This window comes from Burkholderia sp. FL-7-2-10-S1-D7, from assembly GCF_001524185.1.
In the GTDB taxonomy this organism is placed as follows: domain Bacteria; phylum Pseudomonadota; class Gammaproteobacteria; order Burkholderiales; family Burkholderiaceae; genus Burkholderia; species Burkholderia diffusa.
Window position 1 is genome coordinate 289,476 of record NZ_LOWY01000011.1, and the last position, 23,084, is coordinate 312,559.

At 67.6% G+C, this 23,084-nt stretch carries 22 protein-coding genes; 3 read left to right on the top strand and 19 right to left on the bottom strand.

What is annotated here, in order from left to right; genetic code table 11:
* Positions 1-21: 21 nt before the first annotated feature.
* The 12 genes from trpA to leuC form a co-directional block, all read right to left on the bottom strand.
* On the bottom strand, positions 22-837 hold the full coding sequence (gene trpA, locus WS75_RS04070) for a tryptophan synthase subunit alpha (RefSeq protein ID WP_059599542.1): 816 nt from the start codon (positions 835-837) through the stop codon (positions 22-24).
* 88 nt (positions 838-925) lie between these two features.
* A complete protein-coding gene (locus WS75_RS04075) occupies positions 926-1,777 on the bottom strand; it encodes a DNA-methyltransferase (RefSeq protein WP_059679265.1) in 852 nt (283 codons plus the stop codon).
* A gap of 9 nt (positions 1,778-1,786) precedes the next feature.
* On the bottom strand, positions 1,787-2,980 hold the full coding sequence (gene trpB, locus WS75_RS04080; RefSeq protein ID WP_059679266.1) for a tryptophan synthase subunit beta: 1,194 nt from the start codon (positions 2,978-2,980) through the stop codon (positions 1,787-1,789).
* 55 nt (positions 2,981-3,035) lie between these two features.
* Positions 3,036-3,737 carry a phosphoribosylanthranilate isomerase gene (locus WS75_RS04085; protein WP_059679267.1) on the bottom strand — a complete coding sequence of 234 codons (702 nt, stop codon included), beginning with the start codon at positions 3,735-3,737 and terminating at the stop codon, positions 3,036-3,038.
* Positions 3,734-4,546 (bottom strand): tRNA pseudouridine(38-40) synthase TruA, encoded by an 813-nt coding sequence (gene truA, locus WS75_RS04090; RefSeq protein WP_059599546.1) that lies wholly within the window; start codon positions 4,544-4,546, stop codon positions 3,734-3,736. Before truA ends, WS75_RS04085 begins: the two co-directional genes overlap by 4 nt.
* Positions 4,546-6,597 carry a FimV/HubP family polar landmark protein gene (locus WS75_RS04095; protein WP_059679268.1) on the bottom strand — a complete coding sequence of 684 codons (2,052 nt, stop codon included), beginning with the start codon at positions 6,595-6,597 and terminating at the stop codon, positions 4,546-4,548. Before WS75_RS04095 ends, truA begins: the two co-directional genes overlap by 1 nt.
* A 518-nt stretch (positions 6,598-7,115) precedes the next feature.
* On the bottom strand, positions 7,116-8,237 hold the full coding sequence (gene asd / locus WS75_RS04100) for an aspartate-semialdehyde dehydrogenase (RefSeq protein ID WP_059679269.1): 1,122 nt from the start codon (positions 8,235-8,237) through the stop codon (positions 7,116-7,118).
* Positions 8,238-8,319: 82 nt separating this feature from the next.
* Positions 8,320-8,439 carry a hypothetical protein gene (locus WS75_RS34425; RefSeq protein ID WP_006754086.1) on the bottom strand — a complete coding sequence of 40 codons (120 nt, stop codon included), beginning with the start codon at positions 8,437-8,439 and terminating at the stop codon, positions 8,320-8,322.
* Between the two features lie 120 nt (positions 8,440-8,559).
* On the bottom strand, positions 8,560-9,627 hold the full coding sequence (leuB, locus tag WS75_RS04110) for a 3-isopropylmalate dehydrogenase (RefSeq protein WP_059524744.1): 1,068 nt from the start codon (positions 9,625-9,627) through the stop codon (positions 8,560-8,562).
* Positions 9,628-9,700: 73 nt separating this feature from the next.
* On the bottom strand, positions 9,701-10,351 hold the full coding sequence (gene leuD, locus WS75_RS04115) for a 3-isopropylmalate dehydratase small subunit (protein ID WP_059679270.1): 651 nt from the start codon (positions 10,349-10,351) through the stop codon (positions 9,701-9,703).
* A 65-nt stretch (positions 10,352-10,416) separates the two neighbouring features.
* Entirely contained in the window at positions 10,417-10,563 is a 147-nt protein-coding gene (locus WS75_RS04120) for an entericidin A/B family lipoprotein (protein WP_059450800.1), read from the bottom strand.
* 3 nt (positions 10,564-10,566) lie between these two features.
* On the bottom strand, positions 10,567-11,976 hold the full coding sequence (leuC, locus tag WS75_RS04125) for a 3-isopropylmalate dehydratase large subunit (protein ID WP_057923944.1): 1,410 nt from the start codon (positions 11,974-11,976) through the stop codon (positions 10,567-10,569).
* 274 nt (positions 11,977-12,250) lie between these two features.
* Between leuC and WS75_RS04130 the strand changes: the two genes are divergently transcribed.
* Positions 12,251-12,562, top strand: a complete 312-nt coding sequence (locus tag WS75_RS04130; protein WP_059679309.1) for a cupin domain-containing protein — start codon at positions 12,251-12,253, stop codon at positions 12,560-12,562.
* A gap of 127 nt (positions 12,563-12,689) precedes the next feature.
* Positions 12,690-13,415 carry a glutathione S-transferase gene (locus WS75_RS04135; protein WP_059679308.1) on the top strand — a complete coding sequence of 242 codons (726 nt, stop codon included), beginning with the start codon at positions 12,690-12,692 and terminating at the stop codon, positions 13,413-13,415.
* A gap of 14 nt (positions 13,416-13,429) precedes the next feature.
* Here the strand turns inward: WS75_RS04135 and WS75_RS04140 are convergent, their stop codons facing one another.
* The 5 genes from WS75_RS04140 to WS75_RS04160 form a co-directional block, all read right to left on the bottom strand.
* Positions 13,430-15,127 (bottom strand): flavin monoamine oxidase family protein, encoded by a 1,698-nt coding sequence (locus WS75_RS04140; protein WP_059679271.1) that lies wholly within the window; start codon positions 15,125-15,127, stop codon positions 13,430-13,432.
* 38 nt (positions 15,128-15,165) lie between these two features.
* Positions 15,166-15,648: an aromatic-ring-hydroxylating dioxygenase subunit beta gene (locus WS75_RS04145; RefSeq protein ID WP_059679272.1), complete on the bottom strand. Its 483-nt coding sequence runs from the start codon at positions 15,646-15,648 to the stop codon at positions 15,166-15,168.
* Positions 15,626-16,972 (bottom strand): aromatic ring-hydroxylating dioxygenase subunit alpha, encoded by a 1,347-nt coding sequence (locus WS75_RS04150; protein ID WP_059679273.1) that lies wholly within the window; start codon positions 16,970-16,972, stop codon positions 15,626-15,628. The genes WS75_RS04145 and WS75_RS04150 overlap by 23 nt, the downstream gene beginning before the upstream one ends.
* Before the next feature lie 157 nt (positions 16,973-17,129).
* Positions 17,130-17,528, bottom strand: a complete 399-nt coding sequence (locus WS75_RS04155) for a hypothetical protein (RefSeq protein WP_059679274.1) — start codon at positions 17,526-17,528, stop codon at positions 17,130-17,132.
* Between the two features lie 8 nt (positions 17,529-17,536).
* On the bottom strand, positions 17,537-18,919 hold the full coding sequence (locus tag WS75_RS04160; RefSeq protein WP_059679275.1) for an MFS transporter: 1,383 nt from the start codon (positions 18,917-18,919) through the stop codon (positions 17,537-17,539).
* 138 nt (positions 18,920-19,057) lie between these two features.
* Between WS75_RS04160 and WS75_RS04165 the strand changes: the two genes are divergently transcribed.
* Positions 19,058-19,963, top strand: coding sequence for a LysR family transcriptional regulator (locus WS75_RS04165; RefSeq protein WP_059679276.1), 906 nt, complete (start codon positions 19,058-19,060; stop codon positions 19,961-19,963).
* 21 nt (positions 19,964-19,984) lie between these two features.
* On the opposite strand, the gene iaaH is transcribed toward WS75_RS04165, so the two are convergent.
* Together iaaH and WS75_RS04175 are read right to left on the bottom strand one after the other, a co-directional pair.
* Positions 19,985-21,406 carry an indoleacetamide hydrolase gene (gene iaaH / locus WS75_RS04170; protein ID WP_059679277.1) on the bottom strand — a complete coding sequence of 474 codons (1,422 nt, stop codon included), beginning with the start codon at positions 21,404-21,406 and terminating at the stop codon, positions 19,985-19,987.
* 122 nt (positions 21,407-21,528) lie between these two features.
* Complete coding sequence (locus WS75_RS04175) at positions 21,529-23,046, bottom strand: amino acid permease (RefSeq protein WP_059679278.1); 1,518 nt, start codon at positions 23,044-23,046, stop codon at positions 21,529-21,531.
* Positions 23,047-23,084: the final 38 nt, after the last annotated feature.

The following is a 23,084-nucleotide window of genomic DNA, read 5'->3' on the forward strand; positions in this document are numbered from 1 at the left end:
TTCCCGCTTCCTGTGTTGTGTTTATCGCGCCGTCTTGCCGGCGCCGTCCAGGGCGGCGCGCAGCTCGGCGATGAAAGTCTTCAGCGCGGCGACGGCGCCTTCCGGCGCGGCACTCTCGAGCAGCTGCACCAGTCGGCTGCCGATCACGACGGCGTCCGACACTTCGGCCACCGCGCGCGCCGTTTCGGCGTCGCGGATGCCGAAGCCGACGCCCACCGGAACCGGCACGCGCGACTTGATGGCCGGGATTTTACCCGCAATGCTCGAAACATCCAGATTTCCGGCGCCGGTCACGCCCTTGAGCGACACGTAGTACACGTAGCCGCTCGCGATCTTGCCCACGTCGGCGATGCGTTCGTCGGTCGACGTCGGCGCGAGCAGGAAGATCGGATCGATCTGCGCGGCGCGCATTTTCTCGGCGAACACGCCCGCTTCCTCGGGCGGATAGTCGACGACGAGCACGCCGTCGACGCCGGCCGCCTGCGCCTCGGTCGCGAACGTGTCGACGCCCATCCGCTCGATCGGGTTCGCATAACCCATCAGCACGACGGGGGTTTTCTGGTCGGTCTCGCGGAAGCGCTTCACGTCGGCGAGCACGCTCTTGAGCGTGACGCCGCGCGCGAGCGCACGCTCCGACGAGCGCTGGATCACCGGGCCGTCGGCCATCGGGTCCGAGAACGGCACGCCGAGCTCGATGACGTCGGCACCGCCTTCGGCGAGCGCGTGCATGAATTCGACGGTCTTCGCGGGATCGGGGTCGCCGGCCGTGATGAACGGGATCAGGCCCTTGCGGCCTTGTTCGGCGAGTGCGGCGAAGGTCTGCTGGATACGATTCATGGCAATTTTCCTTTGTCGACCGGAGTTAGCGCTTCAGCGCTTACTCCGGTCCCATGCAAAGCAGCGATCGGCACTGCGGCGGCGCGACTCACGCGCACGCCGGCGTGGCGAGCGCGTTCACGCGCTCGTGCGCGATCGCGCAATAACTTTCGTTGATCTCGTAGCCGACGAAGTCGCGCCCCTGCCGTGCGCAGGCCACCGCGGTCGTGCCGCTGCCCATGAACGGATCGAGCACGCGGCCGCCCGGCGGGCAGCTTGCGAGCACCATCCGCTCGATGATTTCCAGCGGCTTCTGGGTCGGATGATCGACGCGCTCCGCGTGCTGCCGGTGCAGGCGCGAGACCGACCAGACGTCCTTCGGGTTGTAGCCCATCTCCAGCCACTTGCTGCCTTCGAACAGCTTGCGCGAGCGGGCCTTCTTCGTGTCGGCGTCGTACGGGATGCGGACCGGATCGAGATCGAAGTAATACGCCTTGGAAACCGCGAAAAAGCCGATGTTGTCGTGCACCGACGTGAAACGGCGCGTCGTGCCGCCCATGCTCGGCACGCGCCGGTCCCAGATGATCTCGTTGACCATCGTGAGCTTCGTCTTCAGGAAGCTGAAGATTTCCGGCGCGTACTGCCACGTGCAGAAGATGTACATCGACCCGCTCGGCTTGAGCTTCGGGATCGCGAGTTCGAGCCACTCGCGCGTCCACGCGAGAAAATCGTCGCCCGAGCGCTTGTCCGAGTCGTTGCCATAGTCCTTGCCGAGCCCGTACGGCGGATCGGCGACGATCAGGTCGATCGACGCATCCGGCAGGCGCGCGGCTTCGGACATGAAATCGCGGTTGTGCAGCTCGATCCCGGACGGCAACGCGCGCGGCACGGCGACGGCGGACTGCACCGCCTCCGCTTCGCTCGCGGCGCCGCCGCCCGGTTGTTCGATCAGGTCACGCATCGGTCGGGGTCAGAGCGCGATGCCCGATCGCTCGGCGACCGTGTGCATGTCCTTGTCGCCGCGGCCCGACAGGTTGACGAGCAGGATCTTGTCCTTCGACAACGTCGGCGCGAGCTTCACGCCGTACGCGATCGCGTGGCTCGACTCGAGCGCGGGGATGATCCCCTCGATCCTGCAGCAGTCGTGGAATGCCTTCAGGGCTTCCTCGTCGGTGATGCCGACATACTGCGCGCGGCCGCTGTCCTTGAGCCATGCGTGCTCGGGACCGACGCCCGGATAGTCGAGCCCGGCCGACACCGAATGCGTCTCGATGATCTGGCCGTTGTCGTCCTGCAGCAGGTACGTGCGGTTGCCGTGCAGCACGCCGGGGCTGCCGGCGATCAGCGACGCCGCGTGACGGCCCGTGTCGAGGCCGTCGCCGGCGGCTTCGACGCCGATCAGCTGCACCGACGTGTCGTCGATGTACGGATAGAAGATGCCCATCGCGTTCGAGCCGCCGCCGACGCACGCAATCACCGCGTCCGGCTGCCGGCCGGCGAGTTCCGGCATCTGCACCTTGCACTCGTCGCCGATCACGCGCTGGAAGTCGCGCACCATCGCCGGATACGGGTGCGGGCCCGCGACCGTGCCGATGATGTAGAACGTGTTTTCGATGTTCGTGACCCAGTCGCGCATCGCTTCGTTCAGTGCGTCCTTCAACGTGCGCGAACCCGATTCGACCGGCACGACCGTCGCGCCGAGCAGCTTCATCCGGTAGACGTTCGCGGCCTGGCGGCGCACGTCCTCGGCGCCCATGTAGACGATGCACTCCATCCCGAAGCGCGCGCAGATCGTCGCCGTCGCGACGCCGTGCTGGCCGGCGCCCGTCTCGGCGATCACGCGCTTCTTGCCCATCCGCTTCGCGAGCAGCGCCTGGCCGATGACGTTGTTGATCTTGTGCGCGCCGGTGTGGTTCAGGTCCTCGCGCTTCAGGTAGATCTGCGCGCCGCCGAGCATCTCGCTCCAGCGCTGCGCGTGATAGATCGGCGACGGACGACCGACGAAATACTTCAGTTCCCGTTCGTACTCGGCGACGAAATCGGGGTCATGACGGAATTTTTCATACGCCGTGCGCAGTTCGTCCAGCGCGTGAATCAGCGTTTCGGCGACGAACACGCCGCCATACGGGCCGAAGTGGCCGTGATCATCAGGAAGGTTGTACATGGTGTCACTCTCGATCGGTCGGCGCGCCCCGCTGTCGGGGCCGCACCGGCTTGCATCACCCGGCGTCCGCTTCGCGCACCGCGCGTACGAACGCCGCCATCCGGGCGTGATCCTTCACGCCCTTCGCGCCGTCCGCTTCGATGCCGCTCGAGACATCGACCGCAAACGGACGCAACTGGCGGATCGCATCACCGACGTTTTGCGCGTTCAAGCCACCACTCAAAACGGCCCGATGCGCGAGCTCTGCGGGAATAAGTGACCAATCGAAGACCTTGCCGCTACCGCCGTAGTCCGGCACCAGGGTGTCGAACAGGAGGCCGCGCGCTTTCGAATAATGAAGAGCCGATTCTACCAAATCGGCCGGCTGCGTCGAGGGGCCGACGCGCACCGCGCGCAACCACGGCAGGCGTGCCGCGCGGCCGAGGGCGTCGCACTGCGCGGGCGTCTCGTCGCCGTGGAATTGCAGCATCGTGAGCGGCACGTCGCGCACGACCGCGTCGATCTCGGCTTCGGTCGCGTTCACGAACAGTCCGACCACCGACACGAACGGCGGCGCGAGGCGTGCAAGCTCGGCTGCCTGCGCGATCGACACCGCGCGCGGGCTCTTCGGATAGAACACGAGACCGATCGCGTCAGCGCCGAGCGCGGCGGCATGCAGCACGTCCTCGGGGCGCGACAAGCCGCACAGCTTGATGCGCGTACGCGGTGCAAGGCTGCCCGCGGCGGGAGTCGAAGAAGACACGGCGTGATTCGTCATGGTTGTGGGTCCAGGTCGGCCCAGACGCTGCTCCACGGCACGCTGCCGAGCTGCGCGGGCGGGACGGCGAATTCCGCCGGGTAGCCGACATGGGCGAGGTACAGCCCGTCGGCCATGAACGTGGGCGCGGCGAGATTGCGGTCGCGCCCGGCCAGCACGTCGGCGAGCCAGTCCGCCGGGTAGCGGCCGCGGCCGACCGCGACGAGGCAGCCCATCAGGTTGCGCACCATGTGATGAAGGAACGCGTTCGCGCGGAAGCGAAAATGAATGAAGTGCCCCGCACGCCGCACGTCGATCTGGTACAGGTGTTTGACCGGCGTTTTCGACTGGCATTCCGACGACCGGAACGACGAGAAGTCATGCTCGCCGATCAGGTGCGCGGCGGCGGCGCGCATTGCGTCGTCGTCGAGCGGCGTGTGGATCCAGCCCGCCCGGCCAGCCAGCATCGGCGAGCGCACGGGATGTACGTACAGCGCGTAGTAGTAGGTGCGTTCGAACGCCGAGAAACGCGCATGGAACGTGTCCGGCATCGGCTTTGCCCACTGCACGGAAACGGTCGGCGGCAGGAACGCGTTGGTGCCGCGCACCCACGAGAAATCCGCGCGGTCGAGGTCCGTGTCGAAATGCGCGACCTGCCCGAGCCCGTGCACGCCCGTATCGGTCCGTCCCGCGACCGTCGTATGCAGCGGCACGCACGCGAATTCGCCGAGCGCGCGCTCGAGCGCGTCCTGCACGGTCTTGCCGTGCGGCTGCGCCTGCCAGCCACAGAACGCGGCGCCGTCGTACTGAATCCCCAGCGCGATCCGCATCACGCCTCGTCCGCCAGTTTCGCGAGCAGCGCGCGCGCATCGTCGCGCGTCGCGGCGTCGTTCGCCTCGACGACTTCCTGCAGCAGCGTGCGCGCGCCGGACAGGTCGCCCAGCTCGACGTATTCGGATGCGAGATCCAGCTTGTTGCGCGCGATGCGCGCAAGCTCCTCCGGTGTCAGCGCGGGCAGCACGGCGCCCGGCGCGGACGGCAGGTCGAGATCGAAATCCAGTTTCAACGCACCGAACTGCGCGCCGCCGAGCGGCGGCAGCGACGAGGGCGCAGATGCGCCACCCGCGTGCGGCGCGGGCGTTGCCGCATCCGGATCCCAGTCGAACTCGTCGTCCTGGTCGGCCGGGTGTTCCGGCGCCGGATCGTTCGCGCCAACGGGCGGGTGCGATGCGGTTTGACCGTTAGTTGCGATTCGATCGCTCTCGACTTGCTCTTCCGGGGCGGCCGGCTCTTCCGCCGTGCGCGGCGGCAGCGGCATGTCGAGGCTGTTCAGCGCACTGATCGCGTTCTGCATCAGCGCCGCGTGCTGCGCGTCGTGCGTCGCCGGCGCGGCAGGTGCTTCGATCGGCTCACCGGCGGGTGTCTCCGCGACGGGCTGCGCGTCGTGCGGTGCCGCCTCTGCGGCGCCCGCCAACGCGCCCGGCACGGCCGGCGCTTCCTTTTGATCGTCTTGCGTCGTTGCCGCTTCCGGCGACGACGGCACGTCGAGATCGCGCGTTTCGGCCACCTCTGCCGCTACCGCAGCGGCCGAAACGAGATTCACATCGGCGGCTGCGTCGCGTGCGACCGGCGTCTCGGGAAGAATCGGCGGCACGGGTTCGACGGACGACGAGGCGCTGGTATCCGAAGCAGCCGCCCCGCCGGATTCCGGAGTGGGCGCATCGGCGCGCCGCGCTTTCCGGCGCTTGCGCCACGCAAACCCGGCCGCGAGAACGACCACGGCCGCGCCGGCCGCCGCGGCCGGGCGCCAGTCGATCTGTTCGGAACCACGCGCGGACGGCGTCGCCGCCACGGGCACGGCCGGCTGCACGGCTGCCGATGCCGGCTGCGCCGCACTGGCGGCCACGCCCGACGCCGCCTCGCTCGCGGCGGGCGACGACGCGACAGCAGATGCGCCGTCATTCGCAGCGGGACGCGGGGCAGCAGGCGCGGGTGCAACGTTGTTCGTCGCGGCCGGCTTGCCAATGCCGTGTTTCTGCAGCTCCATCAGCACGCGGTTCTTCAGCGCGAGCAGTTGCTGCAGGCTCGACGGCCGCGGCTGCGATGCGCCCGCGACGGGTGCCGCCGCGGTTGGTTCGTGCATGCCTTGAGCCTGGCCGCCCTGCGCGGGCGGGAGGGCGGCATCGCTCGCGGACGACGGGGTCGCGGACTGAATCGCGCCGCTCCACACGTGCGGCCCGCTTGCACCGGCCGCAGGCGCGGCCGGCTGAACCGGTTCGACCGTCGACGCGCCATGCGCGGCGGACGCAGCGGACGCGCCGGTCGAAGCCGACGCCCCTGCCGCGACCGCCGCCGCGACGCTTGCGCCGCTGACCGGTGCCGCGTGCGCAGCCGGTGCGGCCGGCGCCGTTTGCACGGCCGACCCCGCATGCGGCGCGGACGCACCATGCTGCGCAGCCGCCGCGACCGCACCCGACGCGGCGGCCACCACGGACGCGGCCGATGCACCGGAAGCACCGGCCGCCGCGAGCGCCGCGCCCGTCGCGTCGAGCGCCGGCACCGTCAGCGTCGCGCCGACTTTCAGGCGGCTCGGATCGCGCTTCATGAACGCCTGCGGGTTGGCGTCGAACAATGCGCGTCCGGCGCGCGCGAGCACGCCCGGATCGTGCGACTGCGTGGCCGCCTTCGCGAGATCGTTCAACGACTGGCCCGGCTGGACCGTCACGGTGAGCGGCGCGGGACCGCCTGCGCCGGAAGCCGGCAGTTCGACGGCGCCGGCCGCCCAGGCCGACGCGGCCGCGCCGAGTGCCAGGATCGCCAGCGCGCCACGCACGGCGCGCGACAGACGGGACTGACGCGGAAACAAGGAAATTCGGGACATCGTAGACTCAATCGCCGCGCGCGGGCGCGGCTCGGATTCGCGTAGGGAAGCGTCAATAAAATCGCCGCAGAAATGCAAAAGCGTCGCGCAGAACGCGACGCTTTTGGCGACTCCGCGCGTCGTAACCGCATAGTTTACTTCACGCGATCGGGTTCCGGCCGAATTCGTCGCCGGCGGATGCGGCCGTCCATGCCGGCGCATCGGCGCGACCGCTACCCGCACCGCGCCGCCGGTGCGCGAATCGCGCGACCGCCACGCCGATCCTCACCATCAATCGCGCACGGCAGTTTTATCAAAAATGGCTCATCAATCGATGAAAATTGTGGCAACCGCATCGCTCCCGACATGAATTCATGTCCGTATGGATCGCGTCGCGTCCCGTTCACAAGCGTCTCGGGGTTTTCGCGCGTCTGTCGCGGCGCCAACCAATAAAAAAACGCCTGCCGCCCCGCGAAGGGCTGGCAGGCGTTTCGCGTCGCGCGCCGACGGGGCCACCCGCGGCGCAGCACGACCCTCCCTTACTTGTCGAGCAGGATGCGCAGCATGCGGCGCAGCGGCTCGGCCGCGCCCCACAGCAGCTGGTCGCCGACCGTGAACGCCGACAGGTATTCGCCGCCCATCGCGAGCTTGCGCAGGCGACCGACCGGCACCGTCAGCGTGCCGGTGATCTTCGCCGGCGACAGGTCGCGCATCGACGCTTCGCGCTCGTTCGGCACGACCTTCACCCAGTCGTTCGCCGACGCGAGGATGCCGTTGATTTCGTCCAGCGGGGCGTCCTTCTTCAGCTTGATCGTCAGCGCCTGCGAGTGGCAGCGCATCGCGCCGATCCGCACGCACAGCCCGTCGACCGGGATCGAACCCGGCTCGCCCATGGCCGGCTTGCCGAGGATCTTGTTGGTTTCCGCGCCGCCCTTCCACTCTTCCTTCGACATCCCGTTGCCGAGATCCTTGTCGATCCACGGAATCAGCGAACCCGCGAGCGGCACGCCGAACTGGCTCGTCGGCATTGCATCGCTGTTCATCGTCGCGAGCACGCGGCGGTCGATGTCGAGAATCGCGGAAGCCGGATCGGCGAGCTGTTCCTGCACCGAACCGTGCAGCGCGCCCATCTGCGACAGCAGTTCACGCATGTTCTGCGCGCCCGCGCCCGATGCGGCCTGGTAGGTCATCGCCGTCATCCAGTCGACGAGGTTCTCGCGGAACAGGCCGCCGAGCGCCATCAGCATCAGGCTGACCGTACAGTTGCCGCCGACGAAGTTCTTCGTGCCCTTGACGAGCGCGTCCTTGATCACGTCGAGGTTGACCGGATCGAGGATGATGACCGCGTCGTCCTGCATCCGCAGCGACGACGCCGCGTCGATCCAGTAGCCGTTCCAGCCGGCCGCGCGCAGCTTCGGGAACACGTCGTTCGTGTAGTCGCCGCCCTGGCACGTGATGATCACGTCGCACTTCTTCAGCTCGTCGACGTTGGTCGCGTCCTTGAGCGTAGTCTCGTTTTTCGCGAACGACGGCGCCTTGCCGCCCGTATTGCTGGTGCTGAAAAACACCGGCTCGATCAGGTCGAAATCGCCTTCTTCCTGCATGCGCTGCATCAGCACGCTGCCGACCATGCCGCGCCAACCTACGAGACCTACGTTCATGACTAACCCTTTGAATGGAGCTTCCCCGCCATTTCCGCCCCCGGCGTGACCGCGCGGGGAAACAGGCGGGCACGACGGACGATCAGCGTTTAATGATCGTTTTCGTGGTAATGGTTTTCGTGATGACGATGGCGCGCGTACCCGCACGGGCAATGTTGCCGTGGAGTTTCAGGACCGGGGAGATCAGGGAAATCAGCGCCATCGTTCGAGTCTACACAAAGCCGGTTGGCCGCACAACGGCCAACCACGCGCGAACCGGCCGATTTCGCGGCCCGTTCGCGCCCTTTCCACAATTCACTGCATTACTGCATTGCCGTGCGCGTTACAGCGCGGCGACCACCGCGTCGCCCATCGCCGCCGTGCCGACCTGCTTGCAACCCGGCGTCGCGATGTCGCCCGTGCGATAGCCTTGTTCGAGCACCGTTTTCACCGCGCGCTCGATGCGATCTGCCTGCTCCGCGCGATTCAGCGAGTAGCGCAGCAGCATCGCGGCCGACAGGATCGTCGCCAGCGGGTTCGCGATGCCCTTGCCCGCGATGTCCGGCGCCGAACCGTGCGACGGCTCGTACAGGCCCTTGTTGTTCTTGTCGAGCGACGCCGACGGCAACATGCCGATCGAACCCGTCAGCATCGACGCTTCATCCGACAGGATGTCGCCGAACATGTTGCCGGTCACGATCACGTCGAACTGCTTCGGCGCCTTCGCGAGCTGCATCGCCGCGTTGTCGACGTACATGTGCGACAGCTCGACGTCAGCGTATTCCTTCGACACGTCGATCATGATGTCGCGCCAGAACTGCGACGTTTCGAGCACGTTCGACTTGTCGACCGACAGCAGCTTCTTCGCGCGCTTTCGCGCGGCCTGGAACGCGACGTGCGCGATGCGGCGCACTTCCGGTTCCGAATAGCGCATCGTGTCGAAGCCTTCGCGCTCGCCGGCGAACGGGCCGTCGGGAGCAGCGCGCACGCCGCGCGGCTGGCCGAAATAGATGTCGCCGTTGAGTTCGCGCACGATCAGGATGTCGAGGCCCGCGACCAGCTCCGGCTTCAGCGGCGACGCGTCGACGAGTTGCGGATAGCAGATCGCCGGACGGAAGTTCGCGAACAGCTCGAGATGCTTGCGCAGCCCGAGGATCGCCTGCTCGGGGCGCAACGCGCGCTCGAGCGAGTCGTATTTCCAGTCGCCGACCGCGCCGAACAGGATCGCGTCGGCTTCCTTCGCGAGTTTCAGCGTCGCGTCCGGCAGCGGATGGCCGCTCGCCTCGTAGCCCGCGCCGCCGACCGGCGCCTGTTCGAGTTCGAACTTCTCGTCGAGGGCGTTCAGCACCTTGACCGCTTCGTTGACGATTTCCGGACCGATGCCGTCGCCGGGCAGCACTGCAATCTTCATGCGTTATTCCTGACTGGGTAGGTATGGGTGGCAGGTCGGCAAGCGCGTCATGCGCGCCCGCCCGGAGGCAATCTCAGCCGACCAGCTTGTTGTTGAGCCACGGCTGCTTCGCGAGCCGCTCAGCTTCGAACTGACGGATCTTGTCCGCGTGACGCAGCGTCAGGCCGATGTCGTCGAAACCGTTCAGCAGGCAGTACTTGCGGAACGCGGTGATGTCGAACGCATACTCGCGGCCGTCGCCCGTGCGCACGGCCTGCGCGTCGAGGTCGATCGTCAGCTGATAGCCGTTGAACGCGTACGTCTCGTTGAACAGGTGATCGACCTGCTGCTCGGTCAGCACGATCGGCAGCAGCCCGTTCTTGTAGCAGTTGTTGAAGAAGATGTCGGCGAAGCTCGGCGCGATGATCGCGCGGAAGCCGTACTGCTGCAGCGCCCACGGCGCGTGCTCGCGCGAGCTGCCGCAGCCGAAGTTCTTGCGTGCGAGCAGCACCGATGCGCCCTGGTAGCGCGGCTGGTTCAGCACGAAATCCGGGTTCAGCGGGCGCTTCGAGTTGTCCTGGCCCGGCTCGCCGTGATCGAGGTAACGCCATTCGTCGAACGCGTTCGGACCGAAGCCCGTGCGCTTGATCGACTTCAGGAACTGCTTCGGGATGATCGCGTCGGTGTCGACGTTCTCGCGATCGAGCGGCGCCACGACGCCGGTATGCACATTGAATTTTTCCATGATCCGTCTATCCGGTTGAGGGGCCGGCATTCAGCCGGCGCACATCGACAAATTCTCGGCGGATGTCACTCCGCGGCGCGCTGCAGCGCGTTGCCGGCGGCATTGACGTCCTGGCCGAAGCCTCGGACGGTATTGCAGCCCGCAAGGCCGAAGCCCAGCCCCGCGAGCGCCAGCGCGGCAACCAGCCGCGCGATGAGCTTCGATGCCGTCACGCGTTACCCCAGCTTGCGAATGTCGACGAAATGGCCTTCGATCGCCGCCGCCGCCGCCATCGCGGGGCTCACCAGGTGCGTGCGGCCGCCCGCGCCCTGCCGGCCTTCGAAATTGCGGTTCGACGTCGATGCGCAGCGCTCGCCCGGATCGAGCCGGTCGGCGTTCATCGCGAGGCACATCGAGCAGCCCGGCTCGCGCCATTCGAAGCCCGCATCCGTGAACACCTTGTCGAGGCCTTCGCGCTCGGCCTGCGCCTTCACGAGGCCCGAGCCCGGCACGACCATCGCGAGGCGCACGTTCGATGCGATGCGGCGATTCAGCTTCTTCACGACGTACGCGGCCGCGCGGATGTCCTCGATGCGCGCGTTCGTGCACGAACCGATGAAGATCTTGTCGACCTTGATCGACTCGATGGGCGTGTTCGGCTCGAGCGCCATGTAAGCCAGCGCGCGTTCCATCGCGTCGCGCTTGACCGGATCCTTCTCGCGCTCGGGATCGGGCACGCGACCGTCGATCGACGTGACCATTTCCGGCGACGTGCCCCACGTGACCTGCGGGACGATCTCGGCCGCGTTCAGCTCGACGACGCGGTCGAACTGCGCGCCTTCATCGGACTTGAATTCGCGCCAGTACTCGACGGCCTGATCCCATTCCGCGCCGGTCGGCACGAACGGACGGCCCTTCAGGTAGTCGATCGTCGTGTCGTCGACGGCGACCATGCCCGCGCGCGCGCCGGCTTCGATCGCCATGTTGCAGACGGTCATCCGGCCTTCCATCGTCAGCGCACGGATCGTCGAGCCGCCGAATTCGATCGCGTAGCCCGTGCCGCCGGCCGTGCCGATCTTGCCGATGATCGCGAGCACGATGTCCTTCGCGGTACACCCGCGCGGCAGCGCACCCTCGACCTTCACGAGCATGTTCTTGCTCTTTTTCTGCAGCAAGGTTTGCGTCGCGAGCACGTGCTCGACTTCCGACGTGCCGATGCCGTGCGCGAGCGCGCCGAATGCGCCGTGCGTCGACGTGTGCGAATCGCCGCAGACGATCGTCATGCCCGGCAGCGTCGCGCCCTGCTCCGGCCCGATGATGTGCACGATGCCCTGGCGCACGTCGTTCATCTTGAACTGCGTGATGCCGAACGCGTCGCAGTTCGCGTCGAGCGTGTCGACCTGCAGCTTCGAGACCGGATCGGCAATGCCGTGGCTGCGATCCGTGGTCGGGACGTTGTGATCCGACACGGCCAGGTTCGCGCTGATGCGCCACACCGGGCGGTGCGCGACGTTCAGCCCTTCGAACGCCTGCGGGCTCGTGACTTCGTGCAGCAGCTGACGGTCGATGTAGAGCAATGCCGTGCCGTCGTCCTCGGTGTGGACGACGTGGGTATTCCACAGTTTGTCGTAGAGAGTCTGTGCCATGGGTATGCGGGGTCGTTGTGACTACAAGCCTTGCGGATGCGGTCGATTATGCCACGCAGAACGCGCCACGGCGCAGGCCAGACGCGAAAAAACCCATTAAAAACAGTGGTTTGGCTGGTAGTGCCAATACCTGTATCGGCATTACCAGCCAAATGGCGGCATCGGACGCCGCGACGCCCCGCGCTCGCGATGTTCGCTTCGAGGCGGGTTCCGGCATACGATGGGACGACGTGCATCGGCACGTCCCAACGGTCCGGACCCGGAGCCCACGACGATGAAGCTCGGCATCACCCCATCGCTTGCCCGCCTGGACGACGAAGGCACGCTGTTCACGACGCTGTTTCGCCACGGCACGCTCGACATCGAGCTGTACCGTCCGCGCGGCGAGGTCTACGTGATCGCCACCGGCACGTCCCGCTTCGTCGTCGACGGCCGCGAATGCGGCGTCGCGACGGGCGACGTGTTGTTCGTCCCCGCCTTCGCGTCGCACCGTTTCGTCGGCTTCTCCGACGATTTCGCGACCTGGGTGTTCTTCTACGGCCCCGAAGGCGGCGAACGCAGCGAACGCGACGAGCGCGGCGCGTGACGCACGGCAAGCACCGCGCTACCCGCACGATCTCCTAGACTGTCTATTCGCAACGGGCGGCGCGGCCGCCCTCCCCGCCATCACGATGCGCGCATCGCCCGGCGCATCGACCGGACAGGAGCACGGCATGCGATACGAGCTTTATTACTGGCCCGAGATCCAGGGCCGCGGCGAATACGTGCGGCTCGCGCTCGAGGCGGCCGAGGCCGACTATGTCGACGTGGCACGCGAATCGGGGCGCGGCATGGGCGTATCGGCATTGATGCGGCTGATGGACAGCACGAAGACCGAATGCGTGCCGTTCGCGCCGCCGTTCCTGAAGGCCGGTGATGTGCTCGTCGGACAGACCGCGAACATCCTGCTGTTTGTCGGCGCGCGGCTCGGGCTCGCGCCCGACGACGAAGCCGGACGGCTGTGGGTGCATCAACTCCAGCTGACCGTCGCCGATTTCGTCACCGAGATCCACGACACGCATCACCCGATCGGCAGCGGCCTGTACTACGAGGACCAGAAAGCCGAGGCCGCCGAGCGCGCGGCCGATTTCCTCGCGCACCGCCTGCCGAAGTTCCTCGGCTACTTCGATCGCGTGCTCGAGCAGAATCCGCACAAAGGCGGCTATATCGCCGGCGGCGCGCTCAGTTATGCAGACCTGTCGATCTTCCAGCTGATCGAAGGGCTGCGCTACGCGTTCCCGAACGCGATGAAGCGCGCGGAGCGCAAGGTCGCGGGGCTCGTCGGCCTGCACGACCGCGTCGCACGGCATCCGCCCGTCGCGCGCTACCTGGCGTCGGCGCGCCGCATCCCGTTCAACGACATGGGGATCTTCCGGCACTATCCGGAGCTGGACCAATAGCGCCGGACGCCAAGTCAGTCGCCGTAGCGATAGCGGCTGCGCATCGCGTCGAGCGGATTGCCGTCGGCGAGCGTCCCGCCGAGACTGCGGATCACCGCGCTCGCCGCGTTGATCGCGGTCTGCACCGCGCCCTCGATCCAGCCGCCCGTGAACGAGCAGCAGCAGCCGGCCAGGTAGATGCCACGGTCCGACGACGGATCGGCGGCCGTCTGGAACTGATAGAACAGCGCCTGCGAGTGAATGTCCTCGCCCGGATAGTTCAACTTGAATGCCCCGAGCGCATAGCGGTCCGACAACCAGTCGTGGCTCGTGACGTTGCGCGCGTAATCGTCGTCGAGCGGACGCAGGTGCGCGGCGAACGCCGGTGAAACGATGCCGATCTCGGCCACGAGACGCTTGAACCGCTCGACCTTGTCGGTGAGCGACAGGATCTTGTGCGAATCGTCCTCCCACGTGTAGCTGATCAGCACGACGCCGTGTGCGTCGGGATCGTCCGGCGCGTAATCGAGACAGTAGATGCCGCGCGCCAGTGTGTCCGTCTGAATGTTGTGCGGCAGCCCGTGCTTGAGCCAGAACTTGTCGCGGGTCAGCACGAACAGCTTCGACGAGCTGACCATGTGCGTCTCGTTGATCGCGCGCACGACGTTCGGTGCGAACAGGTTCGCGATGCCGGTGATGCCCATGCCGACCTGCATCGCGCGCGTCGTGGTCGCGACGATCACGCGGTCGAATATGTGCGTCGCGCCGTTGTCGAGCGTGAGCGCAAAGGTGTCGTCCGGCTGCTTCGCCACGTGCCGCACGGCCGCATGGACGATGCAATCGCGCACCCGCACGCCGTCCCCGCCATCGTCGAGCAGCCCCTGCGCGAGCGCGTAGATGCCGGCCGGGATCAGCCGCTGGTCGACTTCGAGCTCGTTGACCACGATCCGCAGGATTTCGAGGAACGATGCGCGATAGACCGGCTGGAAGCCGCCCGAGCCGATGCCGAGCGTGCCGAACAGGCGCAGGTCCTCGCCCTTGCGCCAGCGCACTCCGCCTGGCGGCGTCGCGCCCGTGAAGATCTTGACGATCGCCGAGTAGAACGACTCGTCGCCGAATCGGTCGATGTACTGCTGCCAGCCGTGCCGCGCGTCGTCGTAGCGATGCGCACGCAGCTGCGCTGTTAAGTCGGCCGGGGCGGGCAACTGCGTGCCGTCGTCGAGCCGCACGCCGTCGCGAATGAACGCGCGCCAGCCGCGGTCGACGCGATCGAACAGCGCGGGAGGCGCATCGCCCGCGGGCCAGCGGTACGCATGGCCCTGGTAGTGGATCTCGGTGTCGACGATGCCCGGATCGGGAAACGCGGATGCACTGTCGATGCCGAATCGCTCGAGATAGTGGTAGAGCGCGGCCTGGGACGGCGGGAAGCGCATCGCGCCCATTTCGGCGAGCAGGTGCGGATGGTCCGGATTGATCGACTGCGACAGCAGGCGCCCGCCCACGCGCGCGCGGTTCGCCTCGAACACGACGACCTGCCGTGCACCCGCGCGCAGCAGCTCGCAGGCGGCGACGAGACCGCCGACGCCCGCGCCGACGATCGCGATCCGCGCGTCGCGCGCGCACTGCGCCGGCAGCGTGCCGAGGTGCCCGCCGGTGCGGGACAGGAAGGCGCCGTAGTCGTACAGCGTGTCGATGTACGGCAACGTGTGCGTCGGGAATTCAGGAGCATTCATGTGGTCGGGAACGAAAAGGACGTGCTGGCCGCACGCGGTCAGACAGGCAGGTGAATGCTGCCGTGCGGCGCGTCGGCATTGACGAGATCGACACGCTTCACGCGAATGCGCAATGTGTCGTCGCATACCGCGAGTTCGTGCGTGTACCAGCCGGCGAACAGCGTCTGCTCGTCGCGTCGCGTTTCGACGTAGTGAAACGGCGTGCGCAGCACATAGGCGCCGCGTTCGTGGTCGGCCTGATCGACGTGCGGCTGCTGGAGCAGATGATGACCGCGACTCGCCGGCTGCTGCGAGAACGTCCGGCGCCCGGCCAGCCGCTCGATGCGGATGCGCAGCAGCAGCCGGTCCTCGTCCATCAGCGCGCCGTGCAGCCCGGTGTCGGGCTGATCCGGCGACAGCGGCATCCAGTAACGCGCGTCGTCCGCGTAGAGCGCGAGCCATTCCTCGTAGCGCCGGTCGTCGAGCAGGCGCGCCTCGCGATAGACGAACGCGACGAGCTCATCGTGCGGAAATGCGCGCATCTGCTGCCTCCTGCGTCGATACGGGCGCGATGTACTGCAGCCATGCCCGGAACTGGTTGCGGATCTGCTGCTCGCTGGTGCCGTTCGTTTCCGACGTCGGCTGCGCGAATTCCTGGGGATCGAACAGCCGCCCGACATGCACCCAGTCGCGCGCCTGCGTGGCGAGGCCGCGCTGTGCGCGTTCGTACATTTCGAGATCGTCGTGCGCGACGATCGACGTCGGCGCGTTGATGAGGCGGTTGTAGGCGAGCGTGCGCTCGAACAGCGAATCGGGCGCGCCGACGAGACGAAACGACCACGACTCCACCAGCGTGCGGTCGACCGCCAGCGGCTTGAATACCCGCAGGATCTGGATCGGCCCTTTCACCATCGCATTCGGAAACAGCACCGTGTTGTGACGCACCTCGCCCAGAATCCGCGCGGCACGCGCTTCACCGTAGGCCGCGATCATCTTCTCGTGATAGCCGGGAATCGGCGTGTAGCGCGCGTGAATCGAATCGGCGGTGCCGGTGTGACCATGTCCGTTGGGCCACACGCGCAACCCCATCTGCTCGAAGAACGCGTGCGGCTGGATGAACGGCTCCAGCAACTCGACCGCCATCGGCTTCGCCTGCTGCGTGCCGTCACGCTCCCACACGCGCACGGCCGTGCCGGCCGACGACTCGTGCGCGACCATCGGATGACAGGTGTCGGTCTGATTCTCGACCAGCATCTTCCAGTTGCATCCGTGCACGTAGCGGAACACGCCGCCCGCGACTTCGACGCGCCCTTCCGGCGAACGATCGACGAGGTTGTCGAGCGACGACAGCGCATTGCCGAAGTACGTATCGAAATCGACACCGGACTGGCTGAGGCGGCAGAACACGAAACCGCGATGCTCATGGCTCGCGCCGACCGCCTGCATGCCCTTGCTCGCCTCGCACGATTCGAAGCCCGTGTTTTCGTAGCCGCGCCGCAGCGGAATCGCGTAGAGGCTGCCGTCGGTCCGGTACGACCAGGCGTGGTACGGGCAGCGGAAGAATGTGCCCGTGTTGCCGGAGGCATCCGTTACCAGCTGCGTGCCCTTGTGCGAACAGCGGTTGTGCAGCACCCGCACCGAACCGTCGACGTGGCGCACCATCACGACCGGCTCGGCGCCGATCGTCGTCGTCACGTAGTCGCCCGTGGCCGGAATCTGGCTGACGTGGCCGACATAGACCCAGGTGTTCCAGAACAGATGGCGCATCTCCAGCTCGAAGATGCGCGGCGACAGATAAAGGTCCTTGTGCACCTCGGTTTCGCGCACGAGCGAGGCCACCGCATCGGTGAACGATGGTGCCGTCATGCGCGCCCCCGATTGCGGACGCGATGCGGCCGCGCGTCCTCGCGACGCGCAATGTCGATTGCTTTTATTGTCATCTCTCAGGTTTCTGGTTGGTATGCCGCTCGGAGGAGCGTGCGCCTGCCGCCGCGCGGCGGGCGGCAGGCGTTGCGGGTAACGGTCAGCCCGTCACCGGCGTCTCATGCAGGCGCAGCCAGCCGATGCGGCCATCCGTGTCGCGCTCGAACACGACGGTCGAACGGCGCACGGTTCGCCGCCCTGCCGCGTCGGTCTGCGTCTCGCGATAGGCGATCGTCGCGCCACCCTGCCACGCGCTCACTTCGTGCAGTTCGTCGATCGCGATCCGCAGGCCGGGCCGCGCGCCGAAGCCGCGCGAGAACAGGATGTCGATATCCGCGTAGTCGAGCGCATGCCCGTGCAGCGAGATCATCGAGAAGTCCCGCGAAAAGCGCGCGAGCAGCGGCGCGAGCCCGTCGCGCGCCGCGCTGCCGGACAACCATTGCTCGATGTCGACGTGTGCGTCGACCACTTCCTGGAAAAACGGGTTTGACGAATTCATCTCGACACTCACGAACGTTGAGAAGCCGCACGCCCGGCGGGCGCACGGTGCGCGGCGAGGCGCGCGACGAATGGCAGCGGCAGCAGCGTCGCCAGCGTGGCCAGGCCGAAACACTGCTGGTACGGCAGCGGCCCGTCGTCCCCGTGCATCGACAGCAGGAAGTTCAACGCGCTGCCGAGCACCGCGACGCCGAGGCAGAAGCTCAGTTGCCGGTTGATGTTCCACAACGCGCTCGCGTCGCCCATTCGCGCGGCGGGGACGTCCAGAAACGCCGCGCTTTGCGACGTGCTCGTGCACATGCTGGCGCCGAGCCCCATCGCGACGAACGCGAGCACGCGCCCGGCCTCGAAACCGGCAAGCGGGGTCGCGAGCAACGCGATCCCGATCGCGTCGATCGCGATCCCGCACATGAACAGCGGCTTCGGCCCCCACTTCGGGAAACAGCGGCGCGTCGTCGCGATCGCGACGAACGACGCGATCGCCCACGGCACCATCAGCGCGCCCGTGTGTGTCGCGCTGAGCCCGAGTGCGTTCTGCAGATACAGCGCAGCGACGAGGTTCACGCCGGTGAACACGCCCGGCACGCACAGGTAGACGATCAGCCCGATCCGCAGCAGCGGCTGCGCGACCAGGCGCAGGTCGAGCAGCGGCGCAGCCGCCCGGCGCGCGTGCGCGGCATACGCACCGCCGGCGACGAGCGCGATCGCGAGCGGAACGAACGCGTCGCGACCCGCGCCCGGCTGTCCCGCGAACGTCAGGCCGAGCAGCAGCGCAACGAGTGCCGCGGCGCTCAGCCCGAGGCCGCGCACGTCGAGCGCCGGCGGGCTGCCATCCGGTTCGTCGGCCGGCAGCCACGCGAACGCGAGCATGCTCGTGACCGCGGCGAGCGGCAGCATGCCGAAGAAGATCGCCCGCCACGACACGCGATCCACGACCACGCCGCCCAGCGCCGGCGACAGCGCCGGCACGAGCAGCGCGACCATCATCACGATCGACGTCAGGTGCGCCCGCGCATCGGGCGGATACGCGCGATAGGCCATCGTCTGCCCGACCGGGATCAGCAATCCGCCGCCGAGCCCCTGGATCAGCCGCCATGCCAGCAGTGCGCCGATCGACGCCGACAGGCCGACGCCGAGGCTACCCAGCGCGAACAGCAGCAGCGACGCGATCAGCAGCCGGCGCTCGCCGAAGCGTCGCGCGAGCCACGTGCCGAGCGGGATCACGACCGTCAGCCCGAGCACGTATGTGTTGCCGATCCACGCCAGTTGCGCGATCGACGCGTGCAGCTCGCGCTGGATCGTCGGATAGGCGGCGTTGATGACGAACATGTTGGCGAGATCGATCGCGAACCCGAGCAGGTAGACGGCGGCGATTTTCGAGCGATCGGTCATGGCGGCGGAAAACGAACGAAACGCCGCAGTGTAAGGTTCGCCACGCACGTCGATAAGCCCGGCCGGACGGCAAGACTGGTCGAAAAATTTTGACAATCAGGGCACCATGTCGGTTTTCCGTCTCGTATCCGACACGCCATGGTGAGTCTCGATCGTTTCGCCGTCTTCCGCGCCGTCGTGGAAGCAGGGTCGTTTACGGCCGCCGCTGCCCAGCTGAACCAGGCCCGGGCCGCGGTGAGCTTCAACATCAAGCAACTGGAAGCCGAGCTCGGCGTCACCCTGCTCACGCGCACCACGCGGCGCGTCGAGCTGACCGACGCGGGCGAGCGCTTCCACGCGCGCTGCCTGCGCGTGCTGGAGGAAGCCGAAAACGCGATCGAGGATGCGCGCAGCGAGCATGGCGGGATGCACGGCGTGCTGCGGGTGACGTCGACCGTCGAGTACGGGACGATGGTCGTCGCCCCCGCGCTGCACACGTTCATGCAGCGGCATCCCGCGCTGCGCGTGCGGCTCGAAACGCATGCGTCGCAGGTCGACCTGGTGCGCGAGCGCGTCGACGTGGCGATCCGGCTCGGCCGCCTCGAACAGTTCCAGGATCTGCCGTACCGCGGCGCGTGCCTCGCGACGTACGAAGTGCGACCCGTTATTGCGCCGTCACTGCTCGCCGCGGCCGGCCTGTCGCACATCGAGTCGCCGGACACGCTCGCCCGGCTGCCGCAGCTCGGCCATACCCGGCTCGAGCGCATCGCCACGTGGCCGCTCGCCGATCGCGACGGCAACCCGCACGCATTCCGGCCCGGCGCCAAGCCGCGCGTCGTGGTCGACAACGCGTCGGTCCTGCGCGTGCTCGCGCGGCAGGGCAGCGGTGTCGCACTGCTGCCCGAATGGCTCGTGCGCGACGATCTCGCGAGCGGCGCGCTGGTCGATGCGCTCCCCGGCTACCGGTTTCCGCCGCAGGCGGTCTATGCGCTGTACCCGTCGACCCCGCACGTGCCGCAGAAAGTGCGTGCATGGGTCGACTTCATGAAGGCATATCTCGCCTGAACGCGGCAGGAGCGCCGCGACTCACGCACGCGCCGCATCGTCCCGCAGCAGCGCGTCGATCCGCCGGGCGATCGCGAGCAGACGGCGATCACCGCCCCATGGCCCTTCCAGCATCAGCCCGACCGGCAGCGCCGTTTGCGCGGAACGTCCGGCCGGGATCGAGACGGACGGCACGCCGGCGAGCGTCGCCGGCGAAGTCTGGCGTACGACGCGCGCGAATAGCGCCGCATCCTGCGCAGCGGTCATCGCGGCCGTGTCGTCGAGCGACGGCGGCTCGCCCGGCACCGTGGGCATCGCGATGCAGTCGACCGGCGTACCGAACGCGTCGTCGTACCAGCGCACGAGACGCTGACGGCACGCGATCGCGTCCGCATACGTCTGGGCATCGACCGGCGCGGACACGAACGACCGGAAGATCGCGCGCACGTCGTCGCTCGCGATCCGCTCGACGAACGTGTCGAACGGGATGCCGAGCCGTTCCGCCGCGAAACGGCGCCAGTATTGGTTTGCCTCGTATCCCGCGAGCGGAAAGCCGCATGCTTCGCTGGCGTCGTGCAGCGGCATCGCCGGCAACGGCACGAGCGTCGCGCCGGCCGCCGCGAACGACGCGAGCGCACGCTCGATGCAGGTAGCGACGCCCGGATCGAGCTCGTCGAAGTACGGTGCACCCGGCACGCCAATGCGCAACTGCGGCCATTCGGGTGCGGTCGCCGCGCTGTCGTCGCGCGTCAGCACCGCGTCGAGCAGCAGCAGATCGTCGATGCCATGACCGATCGGCCCCACCGTGTCGCGCGTGGGCGACAGCGACAGCACGCCGTGCGCCGAATAGCGCTGCGCGGACGGCCGCAATCCGTAGACACCACAGAATGCGGCCGGAATCCGCACCGAGCCGCCCGTGTCGGTACCGAGACCGAACGGGATACCGGCCGCGACGGCCGCCGCCGTGCCGCCGCTCGACCCGCCGGCGATATGCCGCGGATCATGCGGATTGCCGACTGCGCCGAAGTGCCGGTTGCCGCTTGTGATGCCGAACGCAAGCTCATGCATGTTCGCCTTGCCGAGCGGCACCGCGCCGGCGTCAAGCAGGCGCCGCACGGTCAGCGCGTCCGCGGCCGCCCGATAGCCTCTCACCGCCGGGCTCGCGCCGAGTGTCGGCATCCCGGCGGTATCGAGGTTGTCCTTGATCACAAACGGCACGCCGGCAAGCGGCAGCACGGCGCCTTGGGCGACGCGCGCATCGACGTGCTCGGCCGTGCGGCGCGCGAGTTCGGCATTGACGTGCACCATCGCATTGAGCGGCGCGATCGCCGCGAGACGCGCGAGCGCGTCGTCGGCCAGGTCGACGGCGCGGCGCTCCGCCGTGCGCACGGCATCGGCAAGCTCGTGCACGCAGGCGGCGGAAACGAATGAAGGGGAAGAAACGCGGTTCGGCTGTGTTGTCATGTTGTGTGCTGGACGCGGAATCGATCGGAAAACGCGCAACGTGCCGGAGGCCCTCTCCGACACGCTGCGCGAACGCGATGGTATCCCGGGCCGCCGCCGCACGCACGCCATGCGCCGCGCGACTACCGCTCGCGCGTTTCCTCCGCGTCGCCGACCGGGCGCGTCAGCCACGGCCCGATCTCCATCTCCTCGTACCGCACGAGCCGGCTCTTGCGCACGCGGCGATACGCCCACCAGATCGCGACGAACAGCGGGATCCATACATAGATCGACAACACTTCCATCCAGTCGATGCGGGCGGCGAAGAACGCCTGGTAATCCTGCCCGAGCGAGATCACGATGCAGATCGCGATCGCGAACAGCGGCCCGAACGGGAACCACTTCGCGCGATACGGCAGTTGATCGAGCCGGTAGCCCTGCTTCAGAAAGCCCTTGCGGAACCGGTAGTGGCAGACCGCGATGCCGAGCCACGCGATGAAGCCGGTGATGCCGACCGTATTGAGCAGCCACAGATAGATGCGCTGGTTGTTGGTCAGCGACGTGAGGAAGCACAGCCCGCCCACCGCCAACGTCGCGTAAAGCGCGTTGCGCGGCACGCCGCCCGGCGACAGCGTCGCGAACATCGCGGGCGCACGGCCTTCCGCCGCGAGGTTGTACAGCATCCGCGTGGCCGCATACGTGCCGGAGTTGCCCGCCGACAGCACGGCCGTCAGGATCACGAGGTTCATCGCGCCCGCGGCGAGCGGAAAGCCCGCATGGCTGAACACGAGCGTGAACGGGCTCACGCCGATGTCGGTCACGTCGCTCTTCAGCAGGTTCGGGTCGGTGTACGGCACCAGCAGGCCGATCACGAAGATCGCGAGCACGTAGAACAGCATGATCCGCCAGAAGATCTGCTTCACCGCGCGCGGGATCGTCTTGCGCGGGTTTTCCGATTCGCCGGCCGTGATCCCGACCAGCTCGGTGCCGAGAAACGAGAAGCCCGCGATCAGTGCGACGCTCATCATCGCATGCACGCCGCCGACGAACGGCGCATCACCGGTCCTGAAGTTGCGCCAGCCGACCGGATGCCCGTTGCCGAGCAGGCCAGCCGCGATCAACAACCCCGCCGCGATGAACGCGATCACGGTGACGACCTTGATCAGCGAGAACCAGTATTCGGATTCCCCGAAGCCGCGCACGGACAGCGTGTTCAGCAGGAAAATCAGCACCAGGAACCCCGCGCCCCACCACACGCCCGGCACGGCTGGAAACCAGTAGCGCATCACGATCTGCCCGGCGACGAGTTCGATCGCGATCGTCACCGCCCAGCTGTACCAGTAGGTCCAGCCGAGCGCGACGCCGAAGCCTTCGTCGACGTACTTCTCGCCGTAGATCGCGAACGAGCCCGACACCGGCATCAGCGCCGCCATCTCGCCGAGCCCGGTGACGACGAAGTAGACCATCAGCCCGATCGCGACATACGCGGCGATCGCGCCGCCCGGCCCCGCCTGCGCGACCGACGCGCCCGACGCGACGAACAGCCCCGTGCCGATCGAGCCGCCGATCGCGATCATCGCGATGTGGCGGCTCTGCAGCCGGCGCTTCAGCGCCGTCCCGGACGGCGCGGCCGTCTCCACTGCCGCTTGCAAAGCATCCATAGTGTTCACCCTGATTGGATTCGGGCCGCTCCGATTGA

Coding starts and splice junctions, on each gene's coding strand:
- trpA (WP_059599542.1), bottom strand. CDS start 837: ATGAATCGTATCCAGCAGACCTTCGCCGCACTCGCCGAACAAGGCCGC.
- WS75_RS04075 (WP_059679265.1), bottom strand. CDS start 1,777: ATGCGTGACCTGATCGAACAACCGGGCGGCGGCGCCGCGAGCGAAGCG.
- trpB (WP_059679266.1), bottom strand. CDS start 2,980: ATGTACAACCTTCCTGATGATCACGGCCACTTCGGCCCGTATGGCGGC.
- WS75_RS04085 (WP_059679267.1), bottom strand. CDS start 3,737: ATGACGAATCACGCCGTGTCTTCTTCGACTCCCGCCGCGGGCAGCCTT.
- truA (WP_059599546.1), bottom strand. CDS start 4,546: ATGCGGATCGCGCTGGGGATTCAGTACGACGGCGCCGCGTTCTGTGGC.
- WS75_RS04095 (WP_059679268.1), bottom strand. CDS start 6,597: ATGTCCCGAATTTCCTTGTTTCCGCGTCAGTCCCGTCTGTCGCGCGCC.
- asd (WP_059679269.1), bottom strand. CDS start 8,237: ATGAACGTAGGTCTCGTAGGTTGGCGCGGCATGGTCGGCAGCGTGCTG.
- WS75_RS34425 (WP_006754086.1), bottom strand. CDS start 8,439: ATGGCGCTGATTTCCCTGATCTCCCCGGTCCTGAAACTCCACGGCAAC.
- leuB (WP_059524744.1), bottom strand. CDS start 9,627: ATGAAGATTGCAGTGCTGCCCGGCGACGGCATCGGTCCGGAAATCGTC.
- leuD (WP_059679270.1), bottom strand. CDS start 10,351: ATGGAAAAATTCAATGTGCATACCGGCGTCGTGGCGCCGCTCGATCGC.
- leuC (WP_057923944.1), bottom strand. CDS start 11,976: ATGGCACAGACTCTCTACGACAAACTGTGGAATACCCACGTCGTCCAC.
- WS75_RS04130 (WP_059679309.1), top strand. CDS start 12,251: ATGAAGCTCGGCATCACCCCATCGCTTGCCCGCCTGGACGACGAAGGC.
- WS75_RS04135 (WP_059679308.1), top strand. CDS start 12,690: ATGCGATACGAGCTTTATTACTGGCCCGAGATCCAGGGCCGCGGCGAA.
- WS75_RS04140 (WP_059679271.1), bottom strand. CDS start 15,127: ATGAATGCTCCTGAATTCCCGACGCACACGTTGCCGTACATCGACACG.
- WS75_RS04145 (WP_059679272.1), bottom strand. CDS start 15,648: ATGCGCGCATTTCCGCACGATGAGCTCGTCGCGTTCGTCTATCGCGAG.
- WS75_RS04150 (WP_059679273.1), bottom strand. CDS start 16,972: ATGACGGCACCATCGTTCACCGATGCGGTGGCCTCGCTCGTGCGCGAA.
- WS75_RS04155 (WP_059679274.1), bottom strand. CDS start 17,528: ATGAATTCGTCAAACCCGTTTTTCCAGGAAGTGGTCGACGCACACGTC.
- WS75_RS04160 (WP_059679275.1), bottom strand. CDS start 18,919: ATGACCGATCGCTCGAAAATCGCCGCCGTCTACCTGCTCGGGTTCGCG.
- WS75_RS04165 (WP_059679276.1), top strand. CDS start 19,058: ATGGTGAGTCTCGATCGTTTCGCCGTCTTCCGCGCCGTCGTGGAAGCA.
- iaaH (WP_059679277.1), bottom strand. CDS start 21,406: ATGACAACACAGCCGAACCGCGTTTCTTCCCCTTCATTCGTTTCCGCC.
- WS75_RS04175 (WP_059679278.1), bottom strand. CDS start 23,046: ATGGATGCTTTGCAAGCGGCAGTGGAGACGGCCGCGCCGTCCGGGACG.